Source organism: Paenibacillus phocaeensis, from assembly GCF_900021165.1.
Taxonomy (GTDB): Bacteria; Bacillota; Bacilli; order Paenibacillales; family Paenibacillaceae; genus Fontibacillus; species Fontibacillus phocaensis.
This window is the reverse complement of record NZ_FCOQ01000028.1, coordinates 45767-71149: the sequence shown is the minus strand read 5'-3', so window position 1 is coordinate 71149 and position 25383 is coordinate 45767. Positions and strand designations below refer to the sequence as shown.

The window sequence follows — 25383 nt, the reverse complement described above, 5'->3', positions numbered from 1 at the left end:
CGCCAGCGCCGCAGCCCGAGCGGCCGGCCATGCGGCGGCTACCGCGCATGTGGCGGGGCATGCGCCGCACAGCGCCACCTACGCCGCCAAGGCCATGGCGCACGCCGCGGAAGATGCGAATGCAGCCAAGGCGAACACTGAGCTGGAGCGGCAGTGGCAGCTTAGCCGGCTGCTTGAGCTGGGCAGTAACCGGTGATGGGGGCGTGGATTTTGAAGTATTTTACCATAGCGATGTACGAGCAGATGCAAATTCGAGGATATTGGGTTTTTCCGGATTCAGTGCAGGAGCTTGAGGCGGACAAAGCCTGGTATGTTGAACAAGGCAGGGACTATGAAGAAGAAGCAAACCAGATGTATGAATTCATAAAGCCGCTCATGCTGAAACATCTTCCCCAAAACATCCACCCCAAAGTTCTAGATGGAAGCTTGATGACCTCAAAATGGCCAAAGCCTAAAGAAGCAGCCTGGATTCGTCAGTGGAACAGCAAGTGGGATGTTGAATGGAAAAGGCGATGTAACGAATACAACGATAAATATGAGAAAATTAAGCATGACCTTCCTGCAGGCGTAAGGCAACTCCGGGAGAACATCCGATTTCATGACGCACAAATCGAAGGGATTGCTTCAAGTGAAGAGGGGGGCGTTGAGATTGTACTTAAGGAGATTGCGAAAGAGCAGGCAACGCGTATAACTTTTCAGGATGTAAGAAGTGTTAGCCCCGAAAGATTTGAGCTTGTGCAAGGCAGCGTCTGCTTATACGAGGAAATCGATTGGATCGAGCCCCACGCTGTAGAGTTTCAGTTACTACTGAACACTCCGGGGGAAGGATTGCTTGAGCTCTCGCTAATCGCCGGCGGTGTGACCATAGATTCTATCATTCAAGAAGGAGATGTACTTATGAACCATACACCGCTCATTGTACGTCAAGCGGAGCTCGGCGATCTGGAACCGTTGGCACAGTTATTTGACGAGTACCGTTTATTTTATGAACAAGCCTCGAATGTGGAAGGAGCCCGGCGGTTTTTGGAGGAACGGTTGGGCCGGCGCGAATCCGTCGTCCTTTTGGCCATCGAGCCGGTCAGCGGGAACGCCATCGGATTTACGCAGCTGTACCCGTCCTATTCCTCCATTTCAATGAAACGGGTTTGGATTTTAAACGATTTGTACGTGCGGGAGGAATATCGAAGTCGAGGAGCGGCGAAGCTGCTCTTGGAAGCGGCGAAATCCCACGCCCGGCAAACGGACGCCAAAGGCCTGGAGCTGTCGACTGCGATAACGAACACGCGGGCCCAGCATTTATATGAACGTAGCGGGTACGAGCGGGATACGGAGTTTTACCATTACTTCTTAAGCTTGTAGTACAAGAAGGAGTTGTCGCATGACCAAAGTGCTTGTAGTGGATGACGAGGCGAGTATTTCAGGAGCGGTGTCTTATGCGCTGCGGCGGGAAGGGTATACGGTGGAGACGGCGGCGGACGGGCAAGAGGCGTTGGACCGCGTCGAAATGTTCAGACCGGAGGTCATGGTGCTCGATGTCATGATGCCGAAGCTAAACGGGTATGAGGTATGCCGTAAGTTGGAGGGACGGCCGTCGCGGCCGGCGATCTTGCTGTTGACCGTCAAAAACGACATCGTCGACAAAGTGCTGGGCCTGGAGCTCGGGGCGGACGATTACATGACCAAGCCGTTTGATATGCGGGAACTCGTCGCTCGGGTCAAAGCGTTGACACGGCGCGGCCCGCGGACTACCCCGGAAAATACCGGCGAGGAGCAGGAACCTCTTCGGCTGGGAGGACTAACGATAAACCTGCTAAATCGAACGCTTCACGCCGGCGATGCCCTGATCGATTTGACGCCGAAGGAATTCGATTTGCTGGCGCTCCTGGCTGGACACCCTGGGCGGGTGTACACCCGGGAGGCGCTGCTGGAGCAGGTGTGGGACATCGACTTCGCCGGCGGCACGCGAACGGTTGATATGCACGTCCAGCGGCTGCGCAAGAAGCTGGGCCCGTGGAGCGATTGCATTCAAACCGTGTACGGCATCGGCTATAAAAGCGCGGAGCAACTGACATGAAGCGACGGTCCTGGCGGTTTGGCTTGAAGTGGAAGGCTGCCATGCTGCTTGCCGTCCTGCTTGCTGCGGTCATTGCCGTGCTCAGTGTCCTGGTGTTAGCCGGGATCCGGGAGGACCAGCGGCAGAGACTGGAGCAAACATTGGCAGCGGAGGCGGAGGCCGCGAATCTGCGAGTCCGCCAGGAAGCGCTGACGAGCGGCTCGCCCGCTCCGGATGCGTTCATGGAACAAAGCGGCCAAGGCCTCGCCGTTGATTTAGGTGCGGAAAGCGGACTACCCGTTACGTTGTACAAAGCGGACGGGTCGCTTGCCGGCACCTCGCTGCCGTTTCAGCCGAAAGCAGACGTCCAGGATGCGCTGGCTTATACGGCAAAAGGACAGTCGGCTTATATCACGGAAGGGGATCGACTGTTGTATCTAGCACCGCTCTATACGGTTGATCAGCAGCCGGTGGGGACGGTCCAATTTCATGTGTCTCTCACGGAGCAGCACGCTTTTTACGCGAGGATCCGGCGATTGTTCTGGCTGGTTGGCGCTTCGGTGCTGGTCGGTGGATTTCTGCTAGGTTACCTCTACGTTTGGCGACAAGCTCATGTGATCACACGGTTAAACCGCGCCGCAACGCGGATTGGAGAAGGGGAGTACCTCGATGAGCCAACGGTCCAACGGAAGGACGAATTAGGCGAGTTGGCGCAGGGGATTTATGAAATGAGCGGAAAAATCGCTACGACCCACGCCCAACTGACGGATGAGAAAAGCAAGCTGCTTGAGGCCGTTACCCGATTACAGGAGCTGGAGCAACAGCAGAAGCTGTTCATCGGGAACATCAGCCATGAGCTGAAAACGCCGCTAACCTCGATCCTCGCCTACACCGACCTGTTGGACATGTACCGGGACGACCCGGCCCTTCTTGAGGAGGCGTCTCGTCACATCGGCATGGAAGCGGAGCGATTATACGCGCTGGTCGAGAAATCGCTGAAGCTCTCCTCCATGGACGTCTACGAGTTCGAAACGCATGCGGCCTCGGTTGATTTGAAGCCTTTGCTCGCGGAAGCGGCGGCACGCCTGCAGGCGAAAGCGGAGAAGCAAGGCATCCAAATCGTTACCGCCTTGCAGGAAGGCAAGGTGTGGGCGGATGCGGATAACGTGATGCATATGGTGATCAATCTGCTGGATAACGCCGCGAAATACAACAGACCCGGCGGGAAAGTGTTTTTGTCCAATGAGGTAACCTCGGAGGCAGGTGAATCCGGCCGGATGCAAATCATTGTGAGGGACACCGGCCGCGGTATTCCGCCGGAGGCATGGTCCCGCATCTTCGATCCTTTCTATACCGTCAGCAGCGACCGATCCAGAGCCCACGGCGGGACAGGTTTAGGCCTGCCACTCGTTCGCAGCCTCGCGGAGAAGCAGCATGGCTCGGTTAACCTGACGGCTTCCGGACCCGAAGGATCGACGTTCGTGGTCGAATTGCCGCTGGAACGTCCGCATCTTAACGGTGGCGGCTAATCCCGCTGGTTTCAGCCCAGACTTGAACAAGTCGGGGCTTTTTTGCATGGTGTCCGGGCGGGTGGATGAGCTCATGGGCGGCTAGGCTGCTGGACTGTTGGCTTAATGGCTTCCTGGCCGCTGGATTGCGGCTGTAGGCTGGTGGGCTGAAGTATGTTGTCGGGCGACGGACTTCTGGTAACTAGTCTCTCGGGTAATCCGGTTGCAAGGCCAATGGGCGAAGAGGCTTTTACATCTTAAAGGCAATTTCTCGGAGGTTGCGGGCAATTCACCTGCACTTTTGCATTTGAAGGGCCACCAGCCGGCATTTGCGGACAAGTCGCCTGCACTTTTGCATCTGGCGTTGCCGTTACAAGAACGTTACAAGTCGGATATTTTTACGTGATAACTCTTTTCTATACTGAGGTCAACAGGGGAAACCGAAACGGTCCGGGTTAGGGGCAAAAGTTTCGGAGCGCTCAAGCCCTTGTGACCCTAACGCGGGAGGTACCTCTGATGAAACAGCACGCCGGGAAGTACGGTTTCAAGCTGTTGGCGGCAGCGCTGATGTCCGTCGCCGTGACGGCTTGCCAATCGTCCGGAGAACGGCTGACGGTCGTTGACCCCGGGGCTCACCGAACCGGACAGCAGCAGCCCGTCCGGGATGGTGCGGTTGAAGTTGGCGCCAACCGGCAATTGACGGTTGTAAACGCGCCGACACGATCGGAAGGCCGGGAGATTAGCGTCGCCAGGACGCATGTCATTAAAGCATCGAGCATTCAGTCCTGGATTTCGGAGGACGAGATCGAGGTCGAGACGACCAGACAGATCAAAGCCGGGACAGCGACAGAGGAACCGGAGTATGCGTACGAGGCCTCGATCGTGAACCTGGTGACTGGCGTAACGCGCAAGCCTGCGGGAGAGGAGGGACAGCAGATGGACGGCTACATGCTTGTGAAGGGAACCACGTCTCCTGACGGCCGGTACCGTTTTGTTCAGAAATGGAAGGATAAATACACGGCAGACAATTTCGTAGAGGATCTTCGGACGGGTAATGCGATTCAGATTCCGGGGGAGAACTACCTGGAGCTCGGCGGCTGGTTGAATGAGGATACGTATATTTTAGCAGCCGGGTCGACGAACGGCCGAGGAGATATCAGGCAAATTTCTGCGGCAGACGGAAAGGTGACGACGCTAGCGCTGGAGGATCCCGACATTGAGGTGTTTACGCAATTCGGCGTTAGCCACGGACGGATTTACTATACCGACAACCACCAGACCTTGAAGGTGTTCGATCCCGGTCAATCCAAGCCGGTCAGTTTGATCCGTGACGTCTGGAATTTTCTGATCTCGCCCGACAGCCAATATATAGCGGTATCCACGGTCACTCAATCGGGAGCTTTTCAAGGAAGTGAACTGCTGGTCTACGACTCGGCCGGGCGCTTGCAGGGCACGCTCATCGGAAAAGGCGACCTGATCTCCTACGTATCCTGGTCTCCGGATTCTGCGAAGCTGGCATTCGATGTGTATACCGAGAAGGCGCCGGGGATGAATGGAGTCTATATTTTTGATACCGGCTCCGGGCAAGTGTCGCCGCTCGCTCCCTATTACGCGTCCGCTGACCCGCTTCCCCATCCAGTGTACCCGCTAAGCTGGAGTCCGTCGGGCAAACGTCTGGGAATTACCTTGGATGATCCGAAATCGTTGCTTGTCACCCAAGTCATCGACTTTAAGTAACCACGAAAATATCCATTAAGGGAGAGGAATCAACGACATGAACAATCACATAAAAAAATCCATCTTGGCTTTCGCCGTAGTAGGCATGACCTTTACCGGAGCCGCCGGAGTCTATGCTGGAACGCAACTGCAGAAAATCACCGCTTATTTGAACCATCAGATCGGCATCCAGGTCGATGGCAAAACCTATGCTCCGGTTGACGGACAAGGCCGTCATTTAGCGCCAATCACCTATAACGGCACAACGTATTTGCCGGTACGGGCATTGGCGGACGTGCTGAAGGTCCCTGTGAATTATGACGCGAACAACCATCTGGTGCAAATCGGCAACCAAACGCCGGTAACCCCGGAAGCTCCAGAAGCGGATACGGGCTTAACCCCAGCGACCTATACGAAAGCCCAATTGGGGGAGATCACGAAGGCGTTCGCCCAATTCGAATCTTTTGAAACGCCTTATGCGCCTCAACAAATGGCCAAAGGAGACGCCTTTAACATGGTGGGCGCCTCGGAGGACGGCGTAAATCTGATCTTTAATCATATGACGGTTACGATATCCCCGCGGGACTACGCTTATAAATACGAAGGGAAGACGGCGACCCTGTCGAACGGCGTTCAAGCCAAATGGTACACGCCGTCCGAAACGCCGATGCTTTCCTTCAAGCTGGACGACCGTTTCGTTACGCTGAGCTCGCCGGACGGCAAATTAACCAAAACGCAGCTGGAGAAGGTAGCCGTTACCGTTGCGAAGTTGAAATAAAGAAATAAGCCAGCACGATATGAAAAAGGAAATATCCTAAGGAATCTCGGGAGGCCTGCCGGAGCAGAAGGAATTCATGCTTCGACAGGCCTCTTTCCGTTAGGCGAATGTCAGTAAATCGGCATTTACGACCCACCCGTTCTGGCCTAATATGGTGTTATTGGGCAAATCTTGATATGTTTCGGAGGTGACGTAAATGGGAGAAGATTGCAGCCGAATTTCGAACGTTTTTTTTCGGCCGGAGATCAAACCTCCGAGCAGCTCATCCAGCTCTTTGAGGGGGAACTCCTGTCATGGAAAATCTTCATGCTCTATACCGGCTATCATTTGGGGCAAATCATCGACCGAGTGCAAGCGTCAACCGGCAAGAAGTTTTCCTTTGTCCAAAACGGGTTAAACGAAGCGTATTTGCGGCGTCAAATCGAGGAGGGGAAGTTGGATGAGCAGATCCATTGAACGATTGGAACTTCTGCTGGCGGAGCTTTCAAGCATCGTCAGCAGCATGGACGAGGCAAGGTTTATGAGTAAACCGTCGCCGGAGAAGTGGTCGAAGCTAGAAATCCTCGGGCACTTGTGCGATTCGGCAGCAAATAACCATTTGCGGTTTACGCGGATCCTAACGACGGACGAACCGGTAAGGATTGAGGGGTTCGCGCAGGATGAGTGGGTGAAGCGTCACGGGTATCAGCATCATTATCGCCGCGAAGAGCTTCTCTTGTTGTGGAATCAACTCAATGTGTGGATCCTGAACGTGCTGCGGAGCGCCGCTGAATCGGATTGGGCAAAACCGTGCGTACTCGGCGACGGCACTTCGCTAACGCTCGACGAATTGTTTGAAGATTATGTCCGGCATGCGGAGCATCATCTCGGGCAAATCCGAGAAATTCGTTAAGAAGATAAAATCCCTATGATTTTCCCGGTTCCTTGTTTATATTAGATACACATTCACAACCATGAAGAACAAAGAGAGGGAAATAGCCATGCCTGAGAATGAAACGACCGGGGAATCCGCATACGGGCAACGCCGCTTGACGCTGCAGGCGGACTGCGAGCATTGCTTTGGTTTGTGTTGCGCTGCCCTGCCTTTCGCGGCATCGGTGGATTTCGCCGCGGATAAACCGGCAGGACAGCCTTGTGGTCATCTGCGGGCGGATTTCCGCTGCGGGATACACGCTAATCTGCGAGAGACGGGCTACCGGGGCTGTACAGTCTACGATTGCTTTGGCGCCGGGCAGAAGGTATCGCAGGTCACCTTCGCAGGTTTGAACTGGCGCGAGGTGCCGAGATCGACCAAGCCGATGTTCGAAGTCTTCCCGGTGATGTGGCAGCTGCACGAATTGCTCTGGTACTTGGACGAAGCGTTGAGTTTGCCTCAGGCGAGCATTTTGCATGAACGACTGCGGTCAGCCTATGACGAGACCGAACGGCTGACTTATGCGGACGTGGACGGCTTGATCAGTTGCGACCCGGCAGCCCATCGCGCGAAAGTTAACGAGCTGCTGCTGGAGGTAAGCGAACGCGTCCGCGCCGAAGCGCTCCGGCAGGTCAAATCTGCCTCTGGACGCCGCCGCAACTTCGGACGAGGAGCGGATCTCATCGGCGCTAAACTGCGGGGGGCCGATTTACGGGGCGCTTACTTCAGAGGCGCCTATCTGATTGCCGCCGATTTGCGGGGAGCGGACCTGCGCGGAGCCGACATGATCGGCGCGGACCTGCGCGATGCCGATGTAACGGGGGCCGATCTGTCTCAGAGCCTGTTCCTGACCCAAGCGCAGGTCAACGCCGCCAAAGGGGACGCAGCGACCAAGCTGCCTCCCCTCCTGGTACGGCCCTCCCATTGGGATGGGGCTTCGGGGAGGAGACAGGCTTGATCGACGGTTATCGGGAAAGGGTGAGCCAAGTCTGCACGTATATCGATGCGCATCTGGATCACAAGCTTAGCCTGGATCAATTGGCTGATTTGTCCCATTTCTCCAAGTATCATTTTTCGCGGATTTTTGCCTCGGTGACAGGGGATACGCCTTTTGTGTATATCAACAAGCGGCGGTTAGCTCGGGCGGCTGCCGATTTGCGAGAGTCCAATCTGCCCGTGCTGGAAATTGCACTGCGATGCGGATTTGACACTGCCTCGAACTTCAATGCGGCATTTAAGAAGCATTACGGCCATACGCCAACGGAGATGCGCGAGCAAGCACGGAAGGACCGCAATATTTCGCAATCGGACCGCAATTCCAAGGAAGCAGGTTCAACGCCAACCCTCTATGATCAAACTGTAAAACACAATTTATTGAGGAGGGTTTGGCAAATGCAAGCAACCATTGTAGAACTACCCTTGATGGAAGTCGCGTACGTAAGGCATGTGGGCAGTTATCTGGAAACCTATCGGGCTTGGGGCAAGTTAGGGACATGGGCTGCGCAGCATCAACTGTTTCCGCCGGAGCAATCCTTTATCGGCATTTCTTTGGATGACCCGGCGGTGACCGAGGAGGAGGAATGCCGGTACGATGCCTGTGTTACGGTGCCGAATACGCTGAGCCGAGCGGATGCGCCGCCGGAGATTGGGTTCCAGACACTGCCAGGCGGTCTCTATGCCAAGTTTACTTTTTACGATACGCTGGATAAATTCGCGCTTCTGTACCAGAGCATATTCGGAAACTGGTTGCCGGACAGCGAATACGATCCGGACGACCGGTACTGCCTGGAGTTCAGCATGAACGATCCGGCGCAGGATCCGGAAGGCAAAGCTAAGGTGGATTTATTTATCCCGATCAAACCAAGGACCTGAAAGGAGAGGGATTCTTTGAACCCGATCAGCAATCAAATTGGGACGGTGTTTCTCCCGGTCAGCGACATCGAACGGGCCCGGGACTGGTACTGCGGTTTGCTTGGGCTGCCTGCCGATGGAGAAATTCTGCACGGGCATTTGTACGTGCTGCCAATGCAGGGAACTAGCTTGGTGCTGGACAGCAAAATCTACACCAAGGAAACGACGTTTCGCGCTCCGGCATTTCATTTCAACGCTCGGGACATTGCGGAAGCTTATGCCTACATGAAGGAACGGAACGTGGAATTGATTACGGGGATCGAGCATAACCACTGGTTTAATTTCAAGGATCCCGACGGGAATGTGCTGATGGTGTGCCGGTGCTAGGCCATCTTACTTCATAGACTATAACAGTGAACGCAACAGGAGGACGCTATGACCTACACGCATATTTTATTCGACGCGGACGATACGTTATACGATTACCCGAAGGCGGAGAACCATGCCCTGGGCCGGACGCTCACGGAGGCAGGCATTGCCTGCACCGATGAGGTGATGAAGGCCTATCAGTCGATTAACCAGCAGTTATGGCGCGATTTGGAGCAGGGCCTCGTGACGCAGGCTTCGCTGCGGACGGAGCGGTTCGCCAGATTGATTCAGGAGCTTGGAGCAACCCCAAGTCTCCGTGTAGAGGAGATCAGCGAGCGTTATTTGGAGCTGCTTGGGGAAGGAGTTTTTCTGATCGAGGGGGCTTACGACATCTGCCGGGATTTAATCGAAGCGGGGATTCACCTGGCGATCATCACGAACGGCATCAAGAAGGTGCAGACGAACCGGATCGCCGGCTCGAAGCTGGCGGGTATGTTCGAGGCGATTATCGTGTCCGAGGACACGGGATATCAGAAGCCGCATCCGGGGATTTTTGACTACGCGTTTGAGGCACTGGGGCTTCAGCAAGCGGACAAAAGCCGGGTATTGATCGTGGGAGATTCCCTAACCTCCGACATGAAGGGCGGCATCAATTACGGCATCGACACCTGCTGGTTTAACCCGTTCCATCGGCCGAATACGTTGGGCTATCAGCCGACCTATGAAATTCGCCGTCTGGAGGAAGTGAACGTACTGGCAGGCGGCCGGAGGAAGTAGACCTGTTGCCTGCCCGAGAGGAGGTGGAGGATGAGTATGACCGGTGTCGGTATGTTTCGCCCGTCGGGGCATCGAAGCCCTGGATATTTATCTTCGAGACAAAAGGGGAAGGTAGTTCGTAACCAAGGAGGGGTTCGGCATAGACGTTCGAATCGAGAAAATTTTACCGTCTCAAAAAACGTTGTTCTTTCATTTGTTTAATTTATACTTGCATGATTTATCCGCTTTCACCGGCGAGGAGCCGGGGGAAGACGGGAGATTCGATCTGGCGAACACGTACCTTTACTTAGAGCGGGAAGAACTGCAACCTTATTTTATTTACGCTTCGGGGAAAGTAGCCGGCTTCCTATTGGTTTGTGCACCGCCGTTTGTGCCCGAGGACATCGACTTTACGGTGCAGGAGATGTTCTTGCTGCATAAATATCGCGGGCGGAATGTGGCGGAGATGGCGGTATCGGAAATTCTGCAACGCTTGTCGGGGCGGGTCCGGGTGGAACAATTGCAGAATAACGCCGTTGCCGTTGCCTTTTGGAAGAAAATTTACCGGAAGCACGGAATTTCATTCGTCGAGACGATTGAAAGTGTGGAAATCGAGGGGCTGCCTGGCCTTCACGACGTTCTGGCTCAAACTTTCACGTTATAAGGGAACGGAGTGCCGTCAAATGATCGGAAATTAGGTATAATGGAAGGACCAGCGCAAGACCCGGCCCCAGGAAGCAATGATCGGCGGCCGGGCATTTTTTCATCTAGGGGGAGAGACATGGCGCATCGATTTCACGCCGACCGTGTTACGTATCACTTGAAGCAGTCGCCCGTTCCGGAATTCGCCTGGCACACCAGCGAACGCTTGGCGGAGCTGGCCGGCTCCAAGCACCTAACGTTCGATATCCGCTCGCTGGATCCGGGGAAATATTCTTATCCGTATCATTTTCACCGCAATGCCGAAGAACTCTTCGTTATTCTGGAGGGGAGCGCGATGCTTCGTACACCGGAAGGTCAACAGGAGTTGCAAACCGGGGACATCGTGTTCTTCGAAACGGGACCTTCCGGCGCGCACCAACTATTTAATCATACGGAACTACCGTGCAGGTACCTGGATATTCGCACGAATCGGGGACTGGATATCTGCGAATACCCGGACTCGGGGAAAATTAATATTTTGCCTGATCAGGAAATTTATGAAACCTCTGGCCAAGTGGATTATTTCAAGGGTGAAGACCAGGTGGCGGATAAGTGGGCGGCAAAGGAAAGCGGCAAAGAGAATGAGTGACCAATCGCAACTTCGTTTTTACACCGAACACGATTTCGAAGCGCTCCAACGGTTTGAGCTTACTTCCGAGCAGGTTACGTATACGGCGATGCCCTCCAAGGCATTGGAAGCGGCGGCCCAGGATCCAAACCGATATCCGGTGGTTATTCAATCGGCGGAAGCGGAAATTGTCGGATTCTTCGTTCTGCACCGGAATGCGGAGCTCCCTTCGTTGGTTGACAATCCGCGGGTGCTCCTCTTGCGGGCTTTATCGGTGGACTTTCGGCAACAGGGGAAAGGGTATGCCAAATCGGCAATGCTGCAGCTTCCCGCCTTCGTACGGGAGCATTTCCCTGAAGTCGATGAAATTGTGCTCGCCGTAAACGTGCAGAACCATGCCGCGCAACAGCTATACCTTCAGGTTGGATTTGAAGACCGCGGGTTTACGCAACCGGGCCCGGCGGGAATGCAACATATATATCATTATAAGGTGGAGAGAACCGTATGATTGAAATCCGAGAGATCCGGGAGGACGACGCCGAACGTTTCTTGCGTCTTTGCCTGCGATTGGATGAGGAAACGAAATTTATGCTGTATGAACCTGGAGAACGGACCACGACCGTCGAGGCCCAGCGGGATCGGATTCATGCGATCCTGTCCGAAGGCCGCTCCACGATTCTGGTGGGAGAGTTGCAAGGCGAGCTGGTCGGTTACTTGGCCGTATTCGGCGGGAATGCCAACAAAACGAAACATGTCGGATACCTCGTCATCGGCATCGTTGAAGCCCATACCGGAAAAGGCCTGGGGACGTCCTTGTTCCAGGCAGCCGAGGCATGGCGCGCGCAAACCGGTCTCACGAAATTCGAATTGACGGTCATGGTTCCTAACGAACGAGCCGTTGCGCTTTATAAGAAAATGGGGTTTGAAATCGAAGGCGTCAAACGAAATTCTATCCGGATGGATGGGAACTACGTCGATGAATATTATATGGGTAAAATTTTCCCAGCCTAATCCATCGTAAGGAGGCGTAAACGTGATTCAATGTCCTTGGTGCGGGGAACGGGTCGTTTTGGACCATGACATCTGCCCCGAATGCAGACATGAAGTGTTGCCGGAGCATCTGGAAGGCTTGCCCGGGCCGGAATCCGGCGATCCCGCCGAACCCCCACGGGTCATGGATTACTTCGATTTGGAACAGGTGCTGCAACACCGCTTCAAATGCGGGAAGTGCGGGAACCGGGAAGCTGCGGTGAAAGAAGTGGCGATGACCGGCACCGGGCTGAGCAAGCTGATGGACATCCAGTACAACCACTACTTGTTCGTCTCCTGCCTGCATTGCGGTCATGTGGAAATCTACGATCCGGAGGTGCTTCGCGGACAGCCGTCCGGCAAATTTTCGACGATATTGGATTTATTATTTGGAGGCTGACGATGAAACGGACGGATGTTGTGTATCTCTTGATTTGCGATGAGACTAGAACCAAAGTGCTTATGGTGCAAAATGAAAATGAAGCCTGGACGCTGCCGGGAGGTGCGGTGGAGCCTGGTGAAACGCTGCAGATGGCGGCGATCCGCGAAGGCAAGGAGGAGACGGGGTTGGATGTCGAAGTGTTCGGGATCGTGGCCGTGAACGAATTTGTACATCGGGATAAAGCGGAGCATGTGATCTTGCTGACGTTCCGGGCGGAAATTGCCGGAGGAGAACTGGAGATCACCCGTCCGGATGAGATATTGGATATCGCGTGGGTGGACGTGAACCGCGCCGACGAGCTGATGCCTTATTACCCGGAAGGCATCAGCGGGGTCGTGGCGAAGGGGATCGAAGTTACGTATTTCGACGAGGGGAGAATCTAACCCCTCTAGGCATCCAGTGAAGCCGCCTTTCGCCGACTGATGCGCAGCTGAATTACGAGAAACAGGATCGCGATCAGCAGCGGGTAGAGCATAGCCCAGCCGGTGAACGGAAAGACGAGGGCCGTGGCCGCGAACGAAATCCAGCTGAGCACGACGCCGGTGCGGCTGCCCTTCAGAAGCCGGATCCCGGCTGCGCAGCCGCCCATGTACGTCAGAATAAAGGTGGCATTCGGGAACTGGATCAGCGTACTCAGGGATACCGTTCCGGTTCCGTATAGCAGCATGACCGCTGCAAAGCAAAACATCAGGAACAACAGCGATCCGGTTGGAGTATGAAACCGCGGGGACAACCCGCTCCACCATTTGGGAGCGTTCCCCTCGCGGGCCATGGCGTAGGCAACCCGGGCAGCGGCTCCGGTATAGGCAATGATCCCGGCCATGCAAATAAACAGGCCGGTGATCCCGGCGACGATGCCGCCCCAGGCGCCCAGCGGCTGGCTGATGATCCAGACCATCGAGGATTCCGAGCCGCCCTTCAGGTAACTCTGTGTGCCGACCGTGGCCAGCGCCGACAGAAAATATAAAATCCCCACGATAATCGCGGCGGCGGTCACTCCTTTGATCGCCGCTTTTTGCGGATCCTTAAACTCCTCGGACATGTGCGATACCGCCTCCCAGCCGATGAAGCACCAGAACAGCATCGACGCCGCCTGACCGACGCTGAACCAGCCATGCGGCATAAATGGGGTGAAATGAACGCTATCCATCCGCGGCAGCGCGGCCCCGAAAGCGAAGATCAATACGGAGGCGATGGCAATGACGACGGCGATTTGGATTTTGCCGGCGAGCTGCATGCCGATCCAGTTCGTCAGCAATCCGGCGGCCAGCATCGCCGCAGCCACGGCCAGCTTGGCCCCTTCACCCCAGCCCAGCGCGGCGGTTAAATACCCGGCCCCGGTTAAGGCAGCGACCGGCGCACCGATCGGCACCGACATCAGGAAGAACCAGCCGACGAGCGTCCCTGCCTTCTGCCCATAAGCCAATGTCACGAAGTGGGACACGCCTCCGGCATTCGGATATTTGGCCGACAACAGTCCCATGGACAACGCCATCGGCAAGATCAGCATCGTCATGAATCCCCACGCCAGCAGGGAGGCCGGGCCGGCCATTTCCGCCGCCAACCCGGGGACGATCAGGACGCCGGAGCCCAGCACGGCGCCGATATATAAAGCGATGGCCTGCGGCAAGCCAATTCCTTTTTGGAGTGTGCTGCTTGTTTCTTTCATGGTGAGTTCCTGCTTTCATTGTGTTTTTTTCTAGCGTATCAGATAATAGATCCATAGGAAAAACAGAATTATCGAATTTTATCCATTCGAAATTCCGATGGAAAAGAAGGTGCACTTATGGAGTCTCGTCATTTATTTACGTTTCTGGTGGTAGTCGAGGCCGGCAGCTTTACCCGAGCCGCACAGCAGCTGGATTATGCTCAGTCCAGCGTAACGGCGCAAATTCAGGCGCTGGAGGCGGAGATCGGCTTGCCGTTGTTCGACCGGATCGGCAGGAAGATCGTCTTGACCGATGCGGGCCGGCGGCTGCTTCCTTACGCCCAAGAAATCTCCAAGATCCACGAGCTGGCCAAAAACGCGCTGCATCCGGAGGCCGAAATGGCCGGCTCCCTGAAGATCGGCGCGCCGGAATCGCTGGCCGCGTTCCGGTTGCCGGAGATCATTCGTTGTTACAGACAACGTTATCCGCAGGTTCAGATCGTGTTAAAGCCGGGGCAATGCTGGGAATTAAGAGATTTGGTGCGTTCGGGGGAACTGGATGTGGCTTTTCTGCTGCAGCCGGAGGTGGAGGACCGGGATTTGCATATCGAGACGCTGGTCCATGAGCCGATGGCATTGGTTGCACCGGCTGACCATCCCTTAAGCCGGGAACCGGAGGTTGTTCCGGCCCAACTGAAGGATCAGACGATTCTCCATACCGAGAGCGGCTGCTCCTATCGTACCTTGTTCGAACATTACTTGAACAGTCACGGGGTGTTCCCGGATCCGAATCTGGAGTTTTGGAGCATCGAAGCGATCAAGCAGTGCGTCATGTCTGGGTTGGGATTATCCTTCTTGCCTCTGATCACCGTGCGCAGCGAACTGGCGGAAGGGAAGCTGGTCAAGCTGAACTGGGATGACGAATCCCAGCGGGTCGCCACGCAGTTGGCCTTCCACCGCAAGAAATGGAGATCCCCGGCGTTGGAGCAATTCGTTGCCATGGTTCATGAACATGCGGAGCGCTGGCGCGATGAAGCGGGTCCGCAGTCTGACGCTCGCAGCTATGCAACATAAATTCGTTAATTTTCGCCAATACTCCCTATAGTTTACTGAAGTGTATATAGGGAGGTATGGCTAGTGGGCAACGGCAAGGTGGGGGAAAGAGGGATTTCAACGTTTCATTTAACGATGCTGGCGCTGGGGACGGTTGTCGGCGGTTCGTTTTTTCTCGGTTCGGGCGTGGCGATCAAAGCGGCGGGGCCAAGTATCTTGATTTCGTACATCCTGGGCGGTTTGCTGGTCTACGTCATCCTTTACGCTTTATCGGAGATGACTGCAGCCGACCCGGTGCCCGGGTCTTTCCGCACGTATGCCGAACGCAGCTTTGGCCGGGGCGTCGGATTTATCACCGGCTGGGTATATTGGGTTGGATTGATCCTGGCGATGTCCAGCGAATCGATCGCCGCATCGACCTTCCTGCGGGAGTGGTTTCCGAACTTCCCGCAGGTTGCCATGGGCATGCTCATTATTGTCGGGATCACGCTGCTTAATCTGCTTGGAGCCAACTACCTGAGTAAGCTGGAGAGCGGACTGGCGGCGGTCAAGTTGCTGGCGATCGTTGGTTTTATCGTGATCGGCCTGGCTCTGATTGCAGGCTGGGTTCCCGGAACTCCTGCCGCAGGCGCGGGAGAACTGCGGGGCGAAGCGTGGTTTCCCGGCGGATTCGGGGGGATTGCGGGCAGTATGCTCATCGTGATCTTCACCTACGCCGGCTTTGAGGTGATCGGCTTGGCCGCCTCCGAGGTCGAGAACCCGAAGAGAACGATTCCCCGGGCCATCAATATGACCTTGATCAGCCTGGTCGCCCTCTATATCGCCGCTATCGCCGTGGTTCTCGTCTTGTATCCGACTCAGGGGATCATCGCCGACCAAAGCCCGTTGGTGTTGGCCTTGACCCGTTGGGGAATGGGATGGGCTGGAATGCTGATCAATATCGTGATGATTACGGCGATTCTGTCCACCATGCTGGCCTCAACGTTTGGTCTTGCCCGAATGCTGCGTTCGCTGGCGGCGGAAGGCCACGCTCCCGCATGGCTGAAAGACCGGCAGGATATCCCGTACAAGGGCATCCTGTTCTCCGGCGCCGCTATGCTGTTTGGCCTGGCGATGGGTTACCTGCTTCCTCAGCAGGTGTACCTCTTCCTGGTCAGCTGTGGCGGGTTTTCGCTTCTGTTTTCCTACTTTATGATTTTGGCCACCCATTATCGTTGGCGGCGTAAGACGCCTTGCTCTCCTGAAGCCGCTTGTCAGCTTCCAGGGTATCCTTATACATCCTGGGCTGGTCTCATCGGCATGGTTGGAATCATCGCGAGCATGCCCTTCATCTCGGGGCAGGGAACGGGGCTGGCGGTCGGGCTCGGCTTGGTTGCGCTGCTCGCCGTGATCTACGGGGTGAAAGAGAAATGGACCCGAAGGGCGATTCGATCCACGCAAACACGGACTCCCGCGCCGGTAATGGAAGTAGCCGAGGAGATTACGGGGAGTCGCGAAGCACGGGAAGCGGCCGGCGATACGCCGGATTCAGCCGCCAGCCCCAACCGTAAAGACGGCCACTAACGCCACGGAATTTTAAATGAGACCTTCTCCGATATTTGCCGGGGAGGGTCTTTTTGATGGATTTCGGCTTCGCTGCTTTTGTTCCGAACCCCTGCATAGTAGAATGGGAGAATATGCCGGAAAAGGAGCGGATCAGGTATGGACGTACTGCAGCTTGAGGATTTTACCAAGTATCGTTTTCTGTCGGGGGTACAGCTTTCACCGAACGGGAGCTATGCCGCCTATGGCGTGAAAATCAGCAATCCGGAGAAACAAGGATATCTCTCCGATCTGTGGATCACGTCCGTCGGAGACGGCCAAACCCGTCAGTATACGGGAATGGGCGATATAGGTTCCTTCAGATGGTTGGATGATGAAACCTTGTTTATTCAGGCGGACCGGGAGCATTCCGAGAAGGAGCCGCATCCGCTGGAGCCGCAGACCCATTTCTATACTCTTCGGTTAGACGGCGGTGAAGCGCTCAAGGCGTTCACCCTGCCGCTGCGTGTAACTGAAATTGTGCCGCTTTACGGCAATCGTTGGGCGGTGCGCGCCACATTTGACAACGCCTGGCCAACAACTCTAACGGGGCAATCGGACGAGGAGAAAGACAAGGCTCGGAAAGCCTACGAGGATGAGCAGGATTACACGGTAATAGACGAAATTCCGTTCTGGCAAAACGGTACAGGAATCACCAATAAGAAGCGCAGCCGGGTTTATTTGTACGATGCGGGGGACGAAAGCTTGACACCGGTCAGCGGACCTTATTTTGACGTATCCCTGATGAAAGTAAATAAGGCTCGAACGCAGCTGATGTACATCGGGGTGGATTATACCGACAAAATGGAGCTGACCGATTCGCTCTGGACGTTGGACCTTGGTACGGGGCAAGCGCGGGAACGGATTCCGGCCGGTACCTATCAGTTCCGTTCGGCAGAATTTCAGGGAGAGGATATCATCTTCGCTGCTTCGGAGCGCCGAAAATATACAATCAACGAAAATCCAACCTTCTCGCGTTTGGACTCGTTGGGGCGGATCATCCGGTTTGCCGATCCGGATTTATCCGTAAGCAACACGGTCGGGAGCGATTGCCGCCTGGGCGAGGGGCGCTGGTTCACGGCGGAGGAGGACGGCGTCTACTGTCTGGTGACGGACCGGGCTTGTTCCCGCTTATGCAGAATCCATTATGACGGTCGTACCGAGTTCCTCAGCCAGGCCGAAGGCTCCGTAGATGCTTTTGCCAAGCTTGGGGAGACGGTGGTGTTTATCGGGATGCGGGGGCAGCGTCTGCAAGAGCTGTATCGGCTGGATTTGTCATCCGGCAGGGAGACGCGGCTCACGACCTTGAACGAGCAGGCTTTGAACGGGAAATACGTCGCTGTGCCGCAGCCGCTGAGCTTCGTGAACAAGGACGGCGAGGAGATCGACGGCTGGGTGCTGCTGCCGAAGGATTATGACGCCAGCCGGACTTATCCGGCGATCCTGAACATTCACGGCGGTCCCAAAACCGTATACGGAACCGTGTTTTTTCATGAGATGCAGCTGTGGGCGAATGAAGGGTACTTCGTGTTATACAGCAATCCGCGGGGAGGAGACGGACGAGGGAATGAATTCGCCGATATCCGCGGCCGTTACGGTACGGTGGATTACGAAGATCTGATGGAATTTACCGACCGCGTGCTGGAAGCGTACCCCGCGATCGACCCGCAGCGGCTGGGCGTCACCGGCGGCAGCTACGGCGGGTTTATGACGAACTGGATCATCGGACACACCCGGCGGTTTGCCGCCGCCGTCTCGCAGCGTTCGATCTCCAATTGGGTCTCGATGTGCTGCACTACCGATATCGGCTATTATTTCGCCGTGGATCAAACCGCTGCGACGCCATGGGACGGGGTGGAGCGCATGTGGCAACAGTCTCCGCTCAAATATGCGGACCGCGTGCAAACCCCAACCTTGTTCCTTCATTCCGACGAAGATTTCCGCTGCTGGCAGGTGGAAGCGCTGCAGATGTTTACCGCTTTGAAGATGCACGGCGTGGCATCGCGGCTGTGCCTGTTTAGAGGCGAAAACCACGAGTTGTCCCGTTCCGGCAAACCGGTGCACCGGATTCGCCGGCTGAAGGAGATATCGGCCTGGTTTGAACATTATTTGCCGCCGACGCCCTAACCGGATGATCTTCACTCTTCGGCCGGTTCGTGAAATTAGGCATAGGAGGAACCGGCCGAAGATGGTAAAGTTGACGGAGGATGGTGACCTGGGGAGAAATTCTGCTCAGCATACCGGTCTGCCTGCTCGTTGTGCCGCTGGTGTTGGCCGGCCATGAACTAGGGAAACGTTGGGTGCAATCCTAGAGGCTGACGATGTTGGTGAGCAAAATTGCGTATATACTGGAGCGTGATGATTTTGCAAGACATTTTCAAGCAAGTTCCGCTGTACCGGTTCCTGGCCTTGTGCCTGGAGTCGAATTTACCAAGACGGATTCTGGATTGCGGGGCAGGCGGGGACCAGCCTCCTCTGAGTCTGTTCAGCAGTTACGGCTTTTCCACCTATGGCATTGATGCGGATCCGGAGCAGTGCAAACGGGCCAACGACTACGGTCGGCGAATGGGGCAGTCCTTGAATATCCAAGAAGGGGACATGCGCAAATTAGATTTTTCGGATCAATCGATGGGCTTTGTCTACTCGTACAATTCGATCTTTCATATGCGCAAAAAAGAGGTCCGGCAATCCGTCGAAGAGCTGAAGCGCGTTCTGATGCCGGGCGGTTTGATGTTCGTTAATTTTCTGACCACAAGTGATTTCCGGTGTGGACAAGGCCCCGATGTGGGGAACCACGAGCATGAGCAATTTGACGATGACTTGCCGGTGATTCATTCCTACTACGAGCCGGGGGAACCTGATGCCCTCTTGAGCGATATGGAGATTTTGTATAAAGAGGACAGGGTGGTAGAAAGAATTTTTGAAGGAGAGCGCATCAGACAAGGGTTCGTTGATTACATTGTTAGAAAGAAAGCGATTTCATGAATGGGGGTAGCTTTCCCTGTCGAGATCAGTGTATCATAGATTTGTAACTCGAAATGATTATAGCTGTATGACATACGACCCGGCTGGCGATAGCCCATATCCTAAGCTGGGTTCCGTTATTTTATGACAGAGAGAAAGGATTGAAGCTGATGGATTCACTGCTGATCCGTCCGGCAAGTCTGAACGATATCGACGGCATTCGCGAAGTAGCCGTGGAAACCTGGAACAGCACGTACGAAACGATTTATCCGGAGCATTTCATCGCAACGTATCTAACTCATGCCTACGCCAAGAGCAGCCTGGAACAGAGCATTACGCTGGATGAGGCGCAAACGTCGCGCAAGTTCATGGTCGCGGAATGGGAAGGGGAGATCGTTGGTTTCGGCCAACTTTCGGAGCCGGAGGAAGGAGTCAGTGAGCTGACCCGACTTTATATATTAAAAGAGCATCAGCGCAAGAGCATCGGCAAACAATTGCTGAACGAGCTGATTCGCCAGAATCCTTTGATTAAGGAAATTTACGCCTGGTGTGAATGCGAAAACGGCATTGGCACGCTTTTCTACAAATCAAACGGGTTCGTGTATACCGAAGAAAAGGAAGAAGTATTGTTCGATTACCGGACGATGATGGCCAAATATGTAAAACAGATTTGAACACGAAATCATACCCTTGGAAGCAAAGTGGAGATGGAATTCATTTGATCACCAATCTGGCAATTGTATGTGTCCTTACGATGATTATCCATGCAGCGGAAACGCTGTCGTATTCGATCCGTTATGCCGGCGTTAAATTGAACAAAATCGTCGTGGCATTGTCGTTAACCAGCATCGTTGTACTCGTATCCAGAACGGCCAATTTGATTCAGGCACCGATGACGGCCAAATTCATCGATTTTGCCAAGAAGCACCCCGATTTTCAATTGACGGATACGCTGCGGATCATCCTGCTGGCTGGATCGGCCGGCACCTTGCTGGCGATGTTCCTGTTTCCCACCTGCGTGAACCTGTTTGGACGTGTCATCGCCAAGCTGGAGGTTGCGGGATCACTGCCCAAGCTGGTCATGAGCGTATCGGTCACCCAGCTCAAAAATGCCCGGCATTATTTTCGCAAACCGACCTTCCGCCTTCGTACCTTTCGTGTGATGGGGGTTCCCAAGCGCTTCATCTTGCTGAATATCGTGGTGACCGCTTTCTATACGGTTGGTGTGCTGGCTTCGTTATACGCCGCTTATCTGGTGCCGGATCTTAGTACGACCGCCTCGCAAGCGTCCGGGATCATTAACGGCGTAGCCACCATCCTGCTGACGATCTTCATCGACCCGCAGCTCGGGCTGATTACGGAACGGGCGCTGCATTCGGAGGAATCCCGGCAGCAGCTGGGGAAGATCTATATTTTATTGATGGGTGCCAGGTTTGTGGGGACGCTTGCAGCTCAAGCTCTGATCCTGCCGGCGGCCTATTTGATCTCTGTGGCGGTACAATGGATCTAATTTACTTTTTCCCGAAAAGGCGGCGATAGGATGTCGGACTCGATTCCGCAGCAGTTATGGCTGGAATGGGCGAAGCAAATTCAGGCGATTAGTCAGGCGGGCCTGGCCTATTCCAAGGATATGTATGACCTCGAGCGTTTTGAGATGCTCCGCGAGCTCAGTGTGGACATTGTGGCCCGTTACACGGAGGTAGAGACGGAGAAAGTGAGGTCTCTGTTTGCCGGAGACAGCGGGTATGCCACCCCGAAGGTGGATGTTCGCGGTGCGGTCTTTCAGGAGGATCGGATCTTGCTTGTCAGGGAACGTATTGACGGAGCTTGGGCACTTCCCGGAGGCTGGGCAGACATCGGTCTGTCGCCGAAAGAAGTCGTTGCCAAAGAAGTGAAGGAAGAAGCCGGTCTCCTCGTCGTCCCCGTGCGGTTATTGGCCGTGCTGGACAAGAAATTCCACGAGCATCCTCCCGAAGCCTATCATATTTACAAAATGTTTATTTTGTGCGAGATTGCGGGAGGGACGGCGGAAGCCGGAATGGAGACGCTGGAGGTCGGATTTTTCGGGCGGAACGAATTACCGCCATTGTCCGTGGAAAGAAATACGGCGAAGCAGATTGACCGCTTGTTCGACTTGCGCCACGGAAGCGAAGTATGGCTTGATTAGGCGCGTTGATCCCGACGAAGGAAGGCAGGTCATTCCATGTCCCCTAAATCCAAAACTTTACTATTCCTGATCCTGTCGCAGCTCGTGTATTTGCTGTTCTCTGTCGCGTGGCTGGTGGTGCTCGGGATTAGCTCGTATCTATTTCATGATTCTGCCGGTGTAAACCAGGGATTGCGAGTGTTGTTCACCTATCTCCAGGCTTATCCCGGGGCGCTGCTGCTTGCCTTGATCTTGGGCTGGACCTACTTCGCGAAAGGCCATTACAAACATGCGGTTTGGTGGAATTTGCTGCCCTTGCTCTGGGTCATTCCTTACCTCGGCTTAATCATTTACGCCAGGGTGTTTGCTTGAGACACTTGCGCGATTTTCAGGTAAATCTATCCAACCTTGCGCAGGTTTTGATATAGTTAAAGCTAGGACTACTGATGAGAGATCCCCTCTCGGGATCCGCTAACGATAGGAGAGAGTAGAGAGATGAGCAAATCGAAGTTGGGCGTTCCCCTGGAAGGGTTCGCCGAGTACAGCAGAATCGCGGCAGCCGAAGGCGGCGTCTTGCTGAAGAATGAAAACGCGATGCTTCCGATTCGGGAACATGAAGTTGTATCCGTTTTCGGAAGATGCCAAATCGATACGTACCGAAGTGGGACGGGATCTGGCGGAGCCGTAAACGTCCCTTATACCGTCAGCATTTTGGACGGGCTGCGGGCAAATTCCCGCATCCGGGTCAACGAGCAGTTGGCGGGGCACTACGAACAATGGATCGCGGAGAACCCGTTCGATAATGGCGGCGGCGGTTGGGCTGCCGAGCCATGGTGCCAGAAGGAGATGCCGCTCACGGATGAGCTCGTGGCGGAAGCCAAGCAAGCATCGGGCAAAGCGGTAGTGATCATCGGCCGGACTGCCGGCGAAGACAAGGATAATGCCGATACAGAAGGGAGTTATCGGTTAACGGAGCAGGAACGGCAGAATCTGGAGACGGTCACCCGTCATTTCGAGCAGGTTGCCGTCCTCATGAACGTCGCGAATGTCATTGACATGAGCTGGGTCAACGACCCGGTACATCAAGGCCATATTCAGGCCGTCCTGTTCGTGTGGCAAGGCGGAATGATCGGCGGCCATGCGGTTGCTGATCTGCTGTCAGGGGAGGTTACGCCCAGTGGGAAACTGCCGGATACGATCGCTTATCACATCGAAGATTACCCATCCACAGCCAACTTCGGCAGCGAGGTGCGGAACTTCTATGAGGAAGATATTTATGTGGGCTATCGGTATTTCGAAACCTTCTGTCCGGATAAGGTCCAATTCCCGTTCGGATATGGCCTGTCCTATACCTCCTTTGCGTGGACGGTGGAGGATGTGAAACTCGAGGGTGCCGGCGTAGATGCCCGGCTTGAGGTTAAAGTGGCGGTGACGAATACCGGGGCCGATTTTGCCGGGAAAGAAGTCATCCAACTTTATTATGAAGCGCCGCAAGGTCAATTGGGCAAACCGGCCCGGGCACTCGGAGCTTTCGCGAAAACCAAGCTGCTCCCGCCCGGGGAAACCGAGGTGCTGACGCTGCAATTACCGGTGCGTCGGATGGCGTCGTATGATGATGGCGGCTTTACGGGGAATAAATCCTGTTATGTGTTGGAAGCCGGGGATTACGAGCTTTACGTCGGCAACAGCATTCGGAACGCAGAGCGGGTTGCCGCGGAGGGGAAAGCCGCCTTCCGCCTTGCCGAACTGCTGGTGGTGGAACGGCTGGAGGAAGCCGCGGCTCCGGTGGAACGCTTCTCCCGGATGAAGCCGGGAAGCCGGAAGCCGGACGGGACGTATGAAGTTGTCCGCGAGGAGGTGCCGCGGCGAACGATTTCGCTGAAAGAGCGGATCGAGAGCCGGTTGCCGAAAGCGTATCCGCAAACGGGGAATCGCGGCATCGTGCTGAAGGATGTTCAAGCCGGCAAAGCGACCTTGGAGGAGTTCGTCGCCCAGTTGAGCGATGCGGATCTGGCCACGATCGTACGCGGAGAGGGCATGAGCAGCCCAAAGGTTACGCCGGGAACGGCTTCCGCTTTCGGCGGGGTCGGAGACAACTTGCTGGAGTATGGAATTCCGGTTGCCAGCGCCGCTGACGGACCTTCCGGCATTCGGATGGACAGCGGCTTGAAGGCCACCCAACTGCCGATCGGTACGCTGCTTGCTTCCAGTTGGGACGTCGATCTCGTTGAGTCGTTATATGTCCTGGAGGGGCAAGAGCTGCTGCAAAATGAAATCGACACGCTGCTCGGCCCGGGGATTAACATTCATCGGCATCCGCTTAATGGGCGGAATTTCGAGTATTTTTCGGAGGATCCTTATTTGACCGGCTGCTTCGCATCGGCCATGACGCGGGGGATTAAGAAAGGCGGTTCCTCCGCAACCGTGAAGCATTTTGCCGGCAATAATCAGGAGCAGGCGCGTTCAAAAGTGGACGCCGTCGTCTCGGAACGGGCATTGCGCGAGATTTACCTGAAAGGTTTCGAAATGACGGTGAAGGAAGGGGAAGCGACCTCGATCATGACCTCGTATAACCCGGTCAACGGTCATTGGGCGGCTTCCAATTATGACCTCAACACGACCATTCTCCGCAACGAATGGGGATATGAGGGCATCGTCATGACGGACTGGTGGGCCGTCATGAACGATTGCGCGGAGGGGGGACCCGCCGATGCGAAGAACACTTCCTTTATGGTTCGGGCCCAAAACGATTTGTATATGGTCGTCAACAACAACGGCGCGGAAATCAACTCGCTGGGGGATAATACGCTGGAAGCCCTGGCTAACGGTACACTGACGGTCGGTGAATTGCAGCGGTGCGCGATGAATATTTGCCGCTTCTTGATGAACGCGCCGGTGTTCGCACGGGAACCCAAACCGGCAGACGAAGTCCGCTTGATTCGGGCCGTTCAAGACCGCCTGCGGGCTGCCGAAGATGGAGCCGAGGTATATGCGTTGTCCCGTTCGCAAAGCGCGAAGATCTCGGCAAATGCACAGTCCGCGATCGTAAACGTTCAGGAAGCCGGGGTCTACACCGTCGTAGCGCATATTCGCTACGAAGCGATGAACCTGTCGCAATCGGCTTGCAATCTGCTGCTGAACGGTGAACTGCTTACCACCGTGCAGACGAACGGCACCTTCGGCAAGTGGGTCACTCAGAAGCAACTGCGCATTGAGCTTACAGAAGGCGATTATGAGCTGAAGTTTGACTATATCAAGCCGGGGCTGGAAATCGGCTGGATCGAGTTGATTTCATAAATGAAAAGA

28 protein-coding genes are annotated in these 25383 nt (G+C 55.1%); 27 read left to right on the top strand and 1 reads right to left on the bottom strand.

Annotation, left to right across the window (positions count from 1 at the left end):
* The 18 genes from BN3795_RS25950 to BN3795_RS18325 all read left to right on the top strand — a co-directional run.
* Positions 1 to 196, top strand: a 196-nt coding sequence (locus tag BN3795_RS25950; RefSeq protein WP_408635048.1) for a putative immunity protein, incomplete at its 5' end; no start/stop codon positions are given.
* A gap of 14 nt (positions 197 to 210) precedes the next feature.
* Positions 211 to 1359, top strand: a complete 1149-nt coding sequence (locus BN3795_RS26170) for a GNAT family N-acetyltransferase (protein WP_198524761.1) — start codon at positions 211 to 213, stop codon at positions 1357 to 1359.
* 19 nt (positions 1360 to 1378) lie between these two features.
* Positions 1379 to 2074 (top strand): response regulator transcription factor, encoded by a 696-nt coding sequence (locus BN3795_RS18400; RefSeq protein ID WP_068786150.1) that lies wholly within the window; start codon positions 1379 to 1381, stop codon positions 2072 to 2074.
* A complete protein-coding gene (locus tag BN3795_RS18395; RefSeq protein WP_068786149.1) occupies positions 2071 to 3582 on the top strand; it encodes a sensor histidine kinase in 1512 nt (503 codons plus the stop codon). Before BN3795_RS18400 ends, BN3795_RS18395 begins: the two co-directional genes overlap by 4 nt.
* Positions 3583 to 4077: 495 nt before the next feature.
* The gene (locus BN3795_RS18390; protein ID WP_068786148.1) at positions 4078 to 5298 is read left to right on the top strand and encodes a WD40 repeat domain-containing protein; all 1221 of its coding nucleotides are present in this window, start codon (positions 4078 to 4080) and stop codon (positions 5296 to 5298) included.
* A 37-nt stretch (positions 5299 to 5335) separates the two neighbouring features.
* Positions 5336 to 6055 (top strand): stalk domain-containing protein, encoded by a 720-nt coding sequence (locus BN3795_RS18385; RefSeq protein WP_068786147.1) that lies wholly within the window; start codon positions 5336 to 5338, stop codon positions 6053 to 6055.
* Between the two features lie 207 nt (positions 6056 to 6262).
* On the top strand, positions 6263 to 6511 hold the full coding sequence (locus BN3795_RS18380; protein WP_068786146.1) for a hypothetical protein: 249 nt from the start codon (positions 6263 to 6265) through the stop codon (positions 6509 to 6511).
* Positions 6495 to 6947, top strand: coding sequence for a DinB family protein (locus tag BN3795_RS18375; RefSeq protein ID WP_068786145.1), 453 nt, complete (start codon positions 6495 to 6497; stop codon positions 6945 to 6947). The genes BN3795_RS18380 and BN3795_RS18375 overlap by 17 nt, the downstream gene beginning before the upstream one ends.
* A gap of 88 nt (positions 6948 to 7035) precedes the next feature.
* Entirely contained in the window at positions 7036 to 7926 is an 891-nt protein-coding gene (locus BN3795_RS18370) for a pentapeptide repeat-containing protein (protein WP_068786144.1), read from the top strand.
* Entirely contained in the window at positions 7923 to 8840 is a 918-nt protein-coding gene (locus BN3795_RS25150) for an AraC family transcriptional regulator (RefSeq protein ID WP_110945242.1), read from the top strand. The genes BN3795_RS18370 and BN3795_RS25150 overlap by 4 nt, the downstream gene beginning before the upstream one ends.
* Before the next feature lie 15 nt (positions 8841 to 8855).
* Entirely contained in the window at positions 8856 to 9206 is a 351-nt protein-coding gene (locus BN3795_RS18360) for a VOC family protein (RefSeq protein WP_068786143.1), read from the top strand.
* Between the two features lie 48 nt (positions 9207 to 9254).
* A complete protein-coding gene (locus BN3795_RS18355; RefSeq protein WP_068786142.1) occupies positions 9255 to 9965 on the top strand; it encodes a YjjG family noncanonical pyrimidine nucleotidase in 711 nt (236 codons plus the stop codon).
* A gap of 193 nt (positions 9966 to 10158) precedes the next feature.
* Positions 10159 to 10608: a GNAT family N-acetyltransferase gene (locus tag BN3795_RS18350; protein ID WP_232729972.1), complete on the top strand. Its 450-nt coding sequence runs from the start codon at positions 10159 to 10161 to the stop codon at positions 10606 to 10608.
* Positions 10609 to 10725: 117 nt separating this feature from the next.
* Complete coding sequence (locus tag BN3795_RS18345) at positions 10726 to 11235, top strand: cupin domain-containing protein (RefSeq protein ID WP_068786140.1); 510 nt, start codon at positions 10726 to 10728, stop codon at positions 11233 to 11235.
* Positions 11228 to 11722 carry a GNAT family N-acetyltransferase gene (locus BN3795_RS18340; protein ID WP_068786139.1) on the top strand — a complete coding sequence of 165 codons (495 nt, stop codon included), beginning with the start codon at positions 11228 to 11230 and terminating at the stop codon, positions 11720 to 11722. Before BN3795_RS18345 ends, BN3795_RS18340 begins: the two co-directional genes overlap by 8 nt.
* Positions 11719 to 12225, top strand: a complete 507-nt coding sequence (locus BN3795_RS18335) for a GNAT family N-acetyltransferase (RefSeq protein ID WP_110945240.1) — start codon at positions 11719 to 11721, stop codon at positions 12223 to 12225. The genes BN3795_RS18340 and BN3795_RS18335 overlap by 4 nt, the downstream gene beginning before the upstream one ends.
* 22 nt (positions 12226 to 12247) lie before the next feature.
* The gene (locus BN3795_RS26165) at positions 12248 to 12643 is read left to right on the top strand and encodes a zinc ribbon domain-containing protein (RefSeq protein ID WP_332835612.1); all 396 of its coding nucleotides are present in this window, start codon (positions 12248 to 12250) and stop codon (positions 12641 to 12643) included.
* Between the two features lie 2 nt (positions 12644 to 12645).
* Positions 12646 to 13068, top strand: coding sequence for an NUDIX hydrolase (locus tag BN3795_RS18325; RefSeq protein WP_068786138.1), 423 nt, complete (start codon positions 12646 to 12648; stop codon positions 13066 to 13068).
* Positions 13069 to 13073: 5 nt separating this feature from the next.
* On the opposite strand, the gene BN3795_RS18320 is transcribed toward BN3795_RS18325, so the two are convergent.
* A complete protein-coding gene (locus BN3795_RS18320; RefSeq protein ID WP_068786137.1) occupies positions 13074 to 14354 on the bottom strand; it encodes an amino acid permease in 1281 nt (426 codons plus the stop codon).
* Positions 14355 to 14471: 117 nt separating this feature from the next.
* On the opposite strand from BN3795_RS18320, the gene BN3795_RS18315 reads away from it, so the two are divergent.
* The 9 genes from BN3795_RS18315 to BN3795_RS18275 all read left to right on the top strand — a co-directional run bounded on the left by BN3795_RS18315 (position 14472) and on the right by BN3795_RS18275 (position 25374).
* On the top strand, positions 14472 to 15407 hold the full coding sequence (locus tag BN3795_RS18315) for a LysR family transcriptional regulator (protein WP_068786136.1): 936 nt from the start codon (positions 14472 to 14474) through the stop codon (positions 15405 to 15407).
* 63 nt (positions 15408 to 15470) lie between these two features.
* On the top strand, positions 15471 to 16949 hold the full coding sequence (locus BN3795_RS18310; RefSeq protein WP_110945239.1) for an amino acid permease: 1479 nt from the start codon (positions 15471 to 15473) through the stop codon (positions 16947 to 16949).
* A 138-nt stretch (positions 16950 to 17087) separates the two neighbouring features.
* Positions 17088 to 19094: an alpha/beta hydrolase family protein gene (locus BN3795_RS18305; RefSeq protein WP_068786135.1), complete on the top strand. Its 2007-nt coding sequence runs from the start codon at positions 17088 to 17090 to the stop codon at positions 19092 to 19094.
* A 231-nt stretch (positions 19095 to 19325) separates the two neighbouring features.
* Positions 19326 to 19952: a class I SAM-dependent methyltransferase gene (locus BN3795_RS18300; RefSeq protein ID WP_198524762.1), complete on the top strand. Its 627-nt coding sequence runs from the start codon at positions 19326 to 19328 to the stop codon at positions 19950 to 19952.
* Between the two features lie 149 nt (positions 19953 to 20101).
* Positions 20102 to 20605, top strand: a complete 504-nt coding sequence (locus BN3795_RS18295) for a GNAT family N-acetyltransferase (RefSeq protein WP_068786153.1) — start codon at positions 20102 to 20104, stop codon at positions 20603 to 20605.
* A 44-nt stretch (positions 20606 to 20649) separates the two neighbouring features.
* Positions 20650 to 21441: a lipid II flippase Amj family protein gene (locus BN3795_RS18290; protein ID WP_068786134.1), complete on the top strand. Its 792-nt coding sequence runs from the start codon at positions 20650 to 20652 to the stop codon at positions 21439 to 21441.
* Between the two features lie 30 nt (positions 21442 to 21471).
* Entirely contained in the window at positions 21472 to 22098 is a 627-nt protein-coding gene (locus BN3795_RS18285) for an NUDIX hydrolase (RefSeq protein WP_068786133.1), read from the top strand.
* Positions 22099 to 22134: 36 nt separating this feature from the next.
* Positions 22135 to 22449 (top strand): hypothetical protein, encoded by a 315-nt coding sequence (locus tag BN3795_RS18280; protein ID WP_068786132.1) that lies wholly within the window; start codon positions 22135 to 22137, stop codon positions 22447 to 22449.
* 123 nt (positions 22450 to 22572) lie between these two features.
* Positions 22573 to 25374: a glycoside hydrolase family 3 C-terminal domain-containing protein gene (locus BN3795_RS18275; RefSeq protein ID WP_068786131.1), complete on the top strand. Its 2802-nt coding sequence runs from the start codon at positions 22573 to 22575 to the stop codon at positions 25372 to 25374.
* Positions 25375 to 25383: the final 9 nt, after the last annotated feature.

Excerpts from the sequence above, each read along its gene's own strand:
- BN3795_RS18325 (WP_068786138.1), top strand. The coding sequence starts at position 12,646 with ATGAAACGGACGGATGTTGTGTATCTCTTGATTTGCGATGAGACTAGA.
- BN3795_RS18285 (WP_068786133.1), top strand. The coding sequence starts at position 21,472 with ATGTCGGACTCGATTCCGCAGCAGTTATGGCTGGAATGGGCGAAGCAA.
- BN3795_RS18395 (WP_068786149.1), top strand. The coding sequence starts at position 2,071 with ATGAAGCGACGGTCCTGGCGGTTTGGCTTGAAGTGGAAGGCTGCCATG.
- BN3795_RS18340 (WP_068786139.1), top strand. The coding sequence starts at position 11,228 with ATGAGTGACCAATCGCAACTTCGTTTTTACACCGAACACGATTTCGAA.
- BN3795_RS18345 (WP_068786140.1), top strand. The coding sequence starts at position 10,726 with ATGGCGCATCGATTTCACGCCGACCGTGTTACGTATCACTTGAAGCAG.
- BN3795_RS18275 (WP_068786131.1), top strand. The coding sequence starts at position 22,573 with ATGAGCAAATCGAAGTTGGGCGTTCCCCTGGAAGGGTTCGCCGAGTAC.
- BN3795_RS18305 (WP_068786135.1), top strand. The coding sequence starts at position 17,088 with ATGGACGTACTGCAGCTTGAGGATTTTACCAAGTATCGTTTTCTGTCG.
- BN3795_RS18300 (WP_198524762.1), top strand. The coding sequence starts at position 19,326 with ATGATTTTGCAAGACATTTTCAAGCAAGTTCCGCTGTACCGGTTCCTG.
- BN3795_RS18320 (WP_068786137.1), bottom strand. The coding sequence starts at position 14,354 with ATGAAAGAAACAAGCAGCACACTCCAAAAAGGAATTGGCTTGCCGCAG.
- BN3795_RS18335 (WP_110945240.1), top strand. The coding sequence starts at position 11,719 with ATGATTGAAATCCGAGAGATCCGGGAGGACGACGCCGAACGTTTCTTG.
- BN3795_RS18385 (WP_068786147.1), top strand. The coding sequence starts at position 5,336 with ATGAACAATCACATAAAAAAATCCATCTTGGCTTTCGCCGTAGTAGGC.
- BN3795_RS18400 (WP_068786150.1), top strand. The coding sequence starts at position 1,379 with ATGACCAAAGTGCTTGTAGTGGATGACGAGGCGAGTATTTCAGGAGCG.
- BN3795_RS18370 (WP_068786144.1), top strand. The coding sequence starts at position 7,036 with ATGCCTGAGAATGAAACGACCGGGGAATCCGCATACGGGCAACGCCGC.
- BN3795_RS18375 (WP_068786145.1), top strand. The coding sequence starts at position 6,495 with ATGAGCAGATCCATTGAACGATTGGAACTTCTGCTGGCGGAGCTTTCA.
- BN3795_RS18295 (WP_068786153.1), top strand. The coding sequence starts at position 20,102 with ATGGATTCACTGCTGATCCGTCCGGCAAGTCTGAACGATATCGACGGC.
- BN3795_RS18390 (WP_068786148.1), top strand. The coding sequence starts at position 4,078 with ATGAAACAGCACGCCGGGAAGTACGGTTTCAAGCTGTTGGCGGCAGCG.
- BN3795_RS18355 (WP_068786142.1), top strand. The coding sequence starts at position 9,255 with ATGACCTACACGCATATTTTATTCGACGCGGACGATACGTTATACGAT.
- BN3795_RS18280 (WP_068786132.1), top strand. The coding sequence starts at position 22,135 with ATGTCCCCTAAATCCAAAACTTTACTATTCCTGATCCTGTCGCAGCTC.
- BN3795_RS18315 (WP_068786136.1), top strand. The coding sequence starts at position 14,472 with ATGGAGTCTCGTCATTTATTTACGTTTCTGGTGGTAGTCGAGGCCGGC.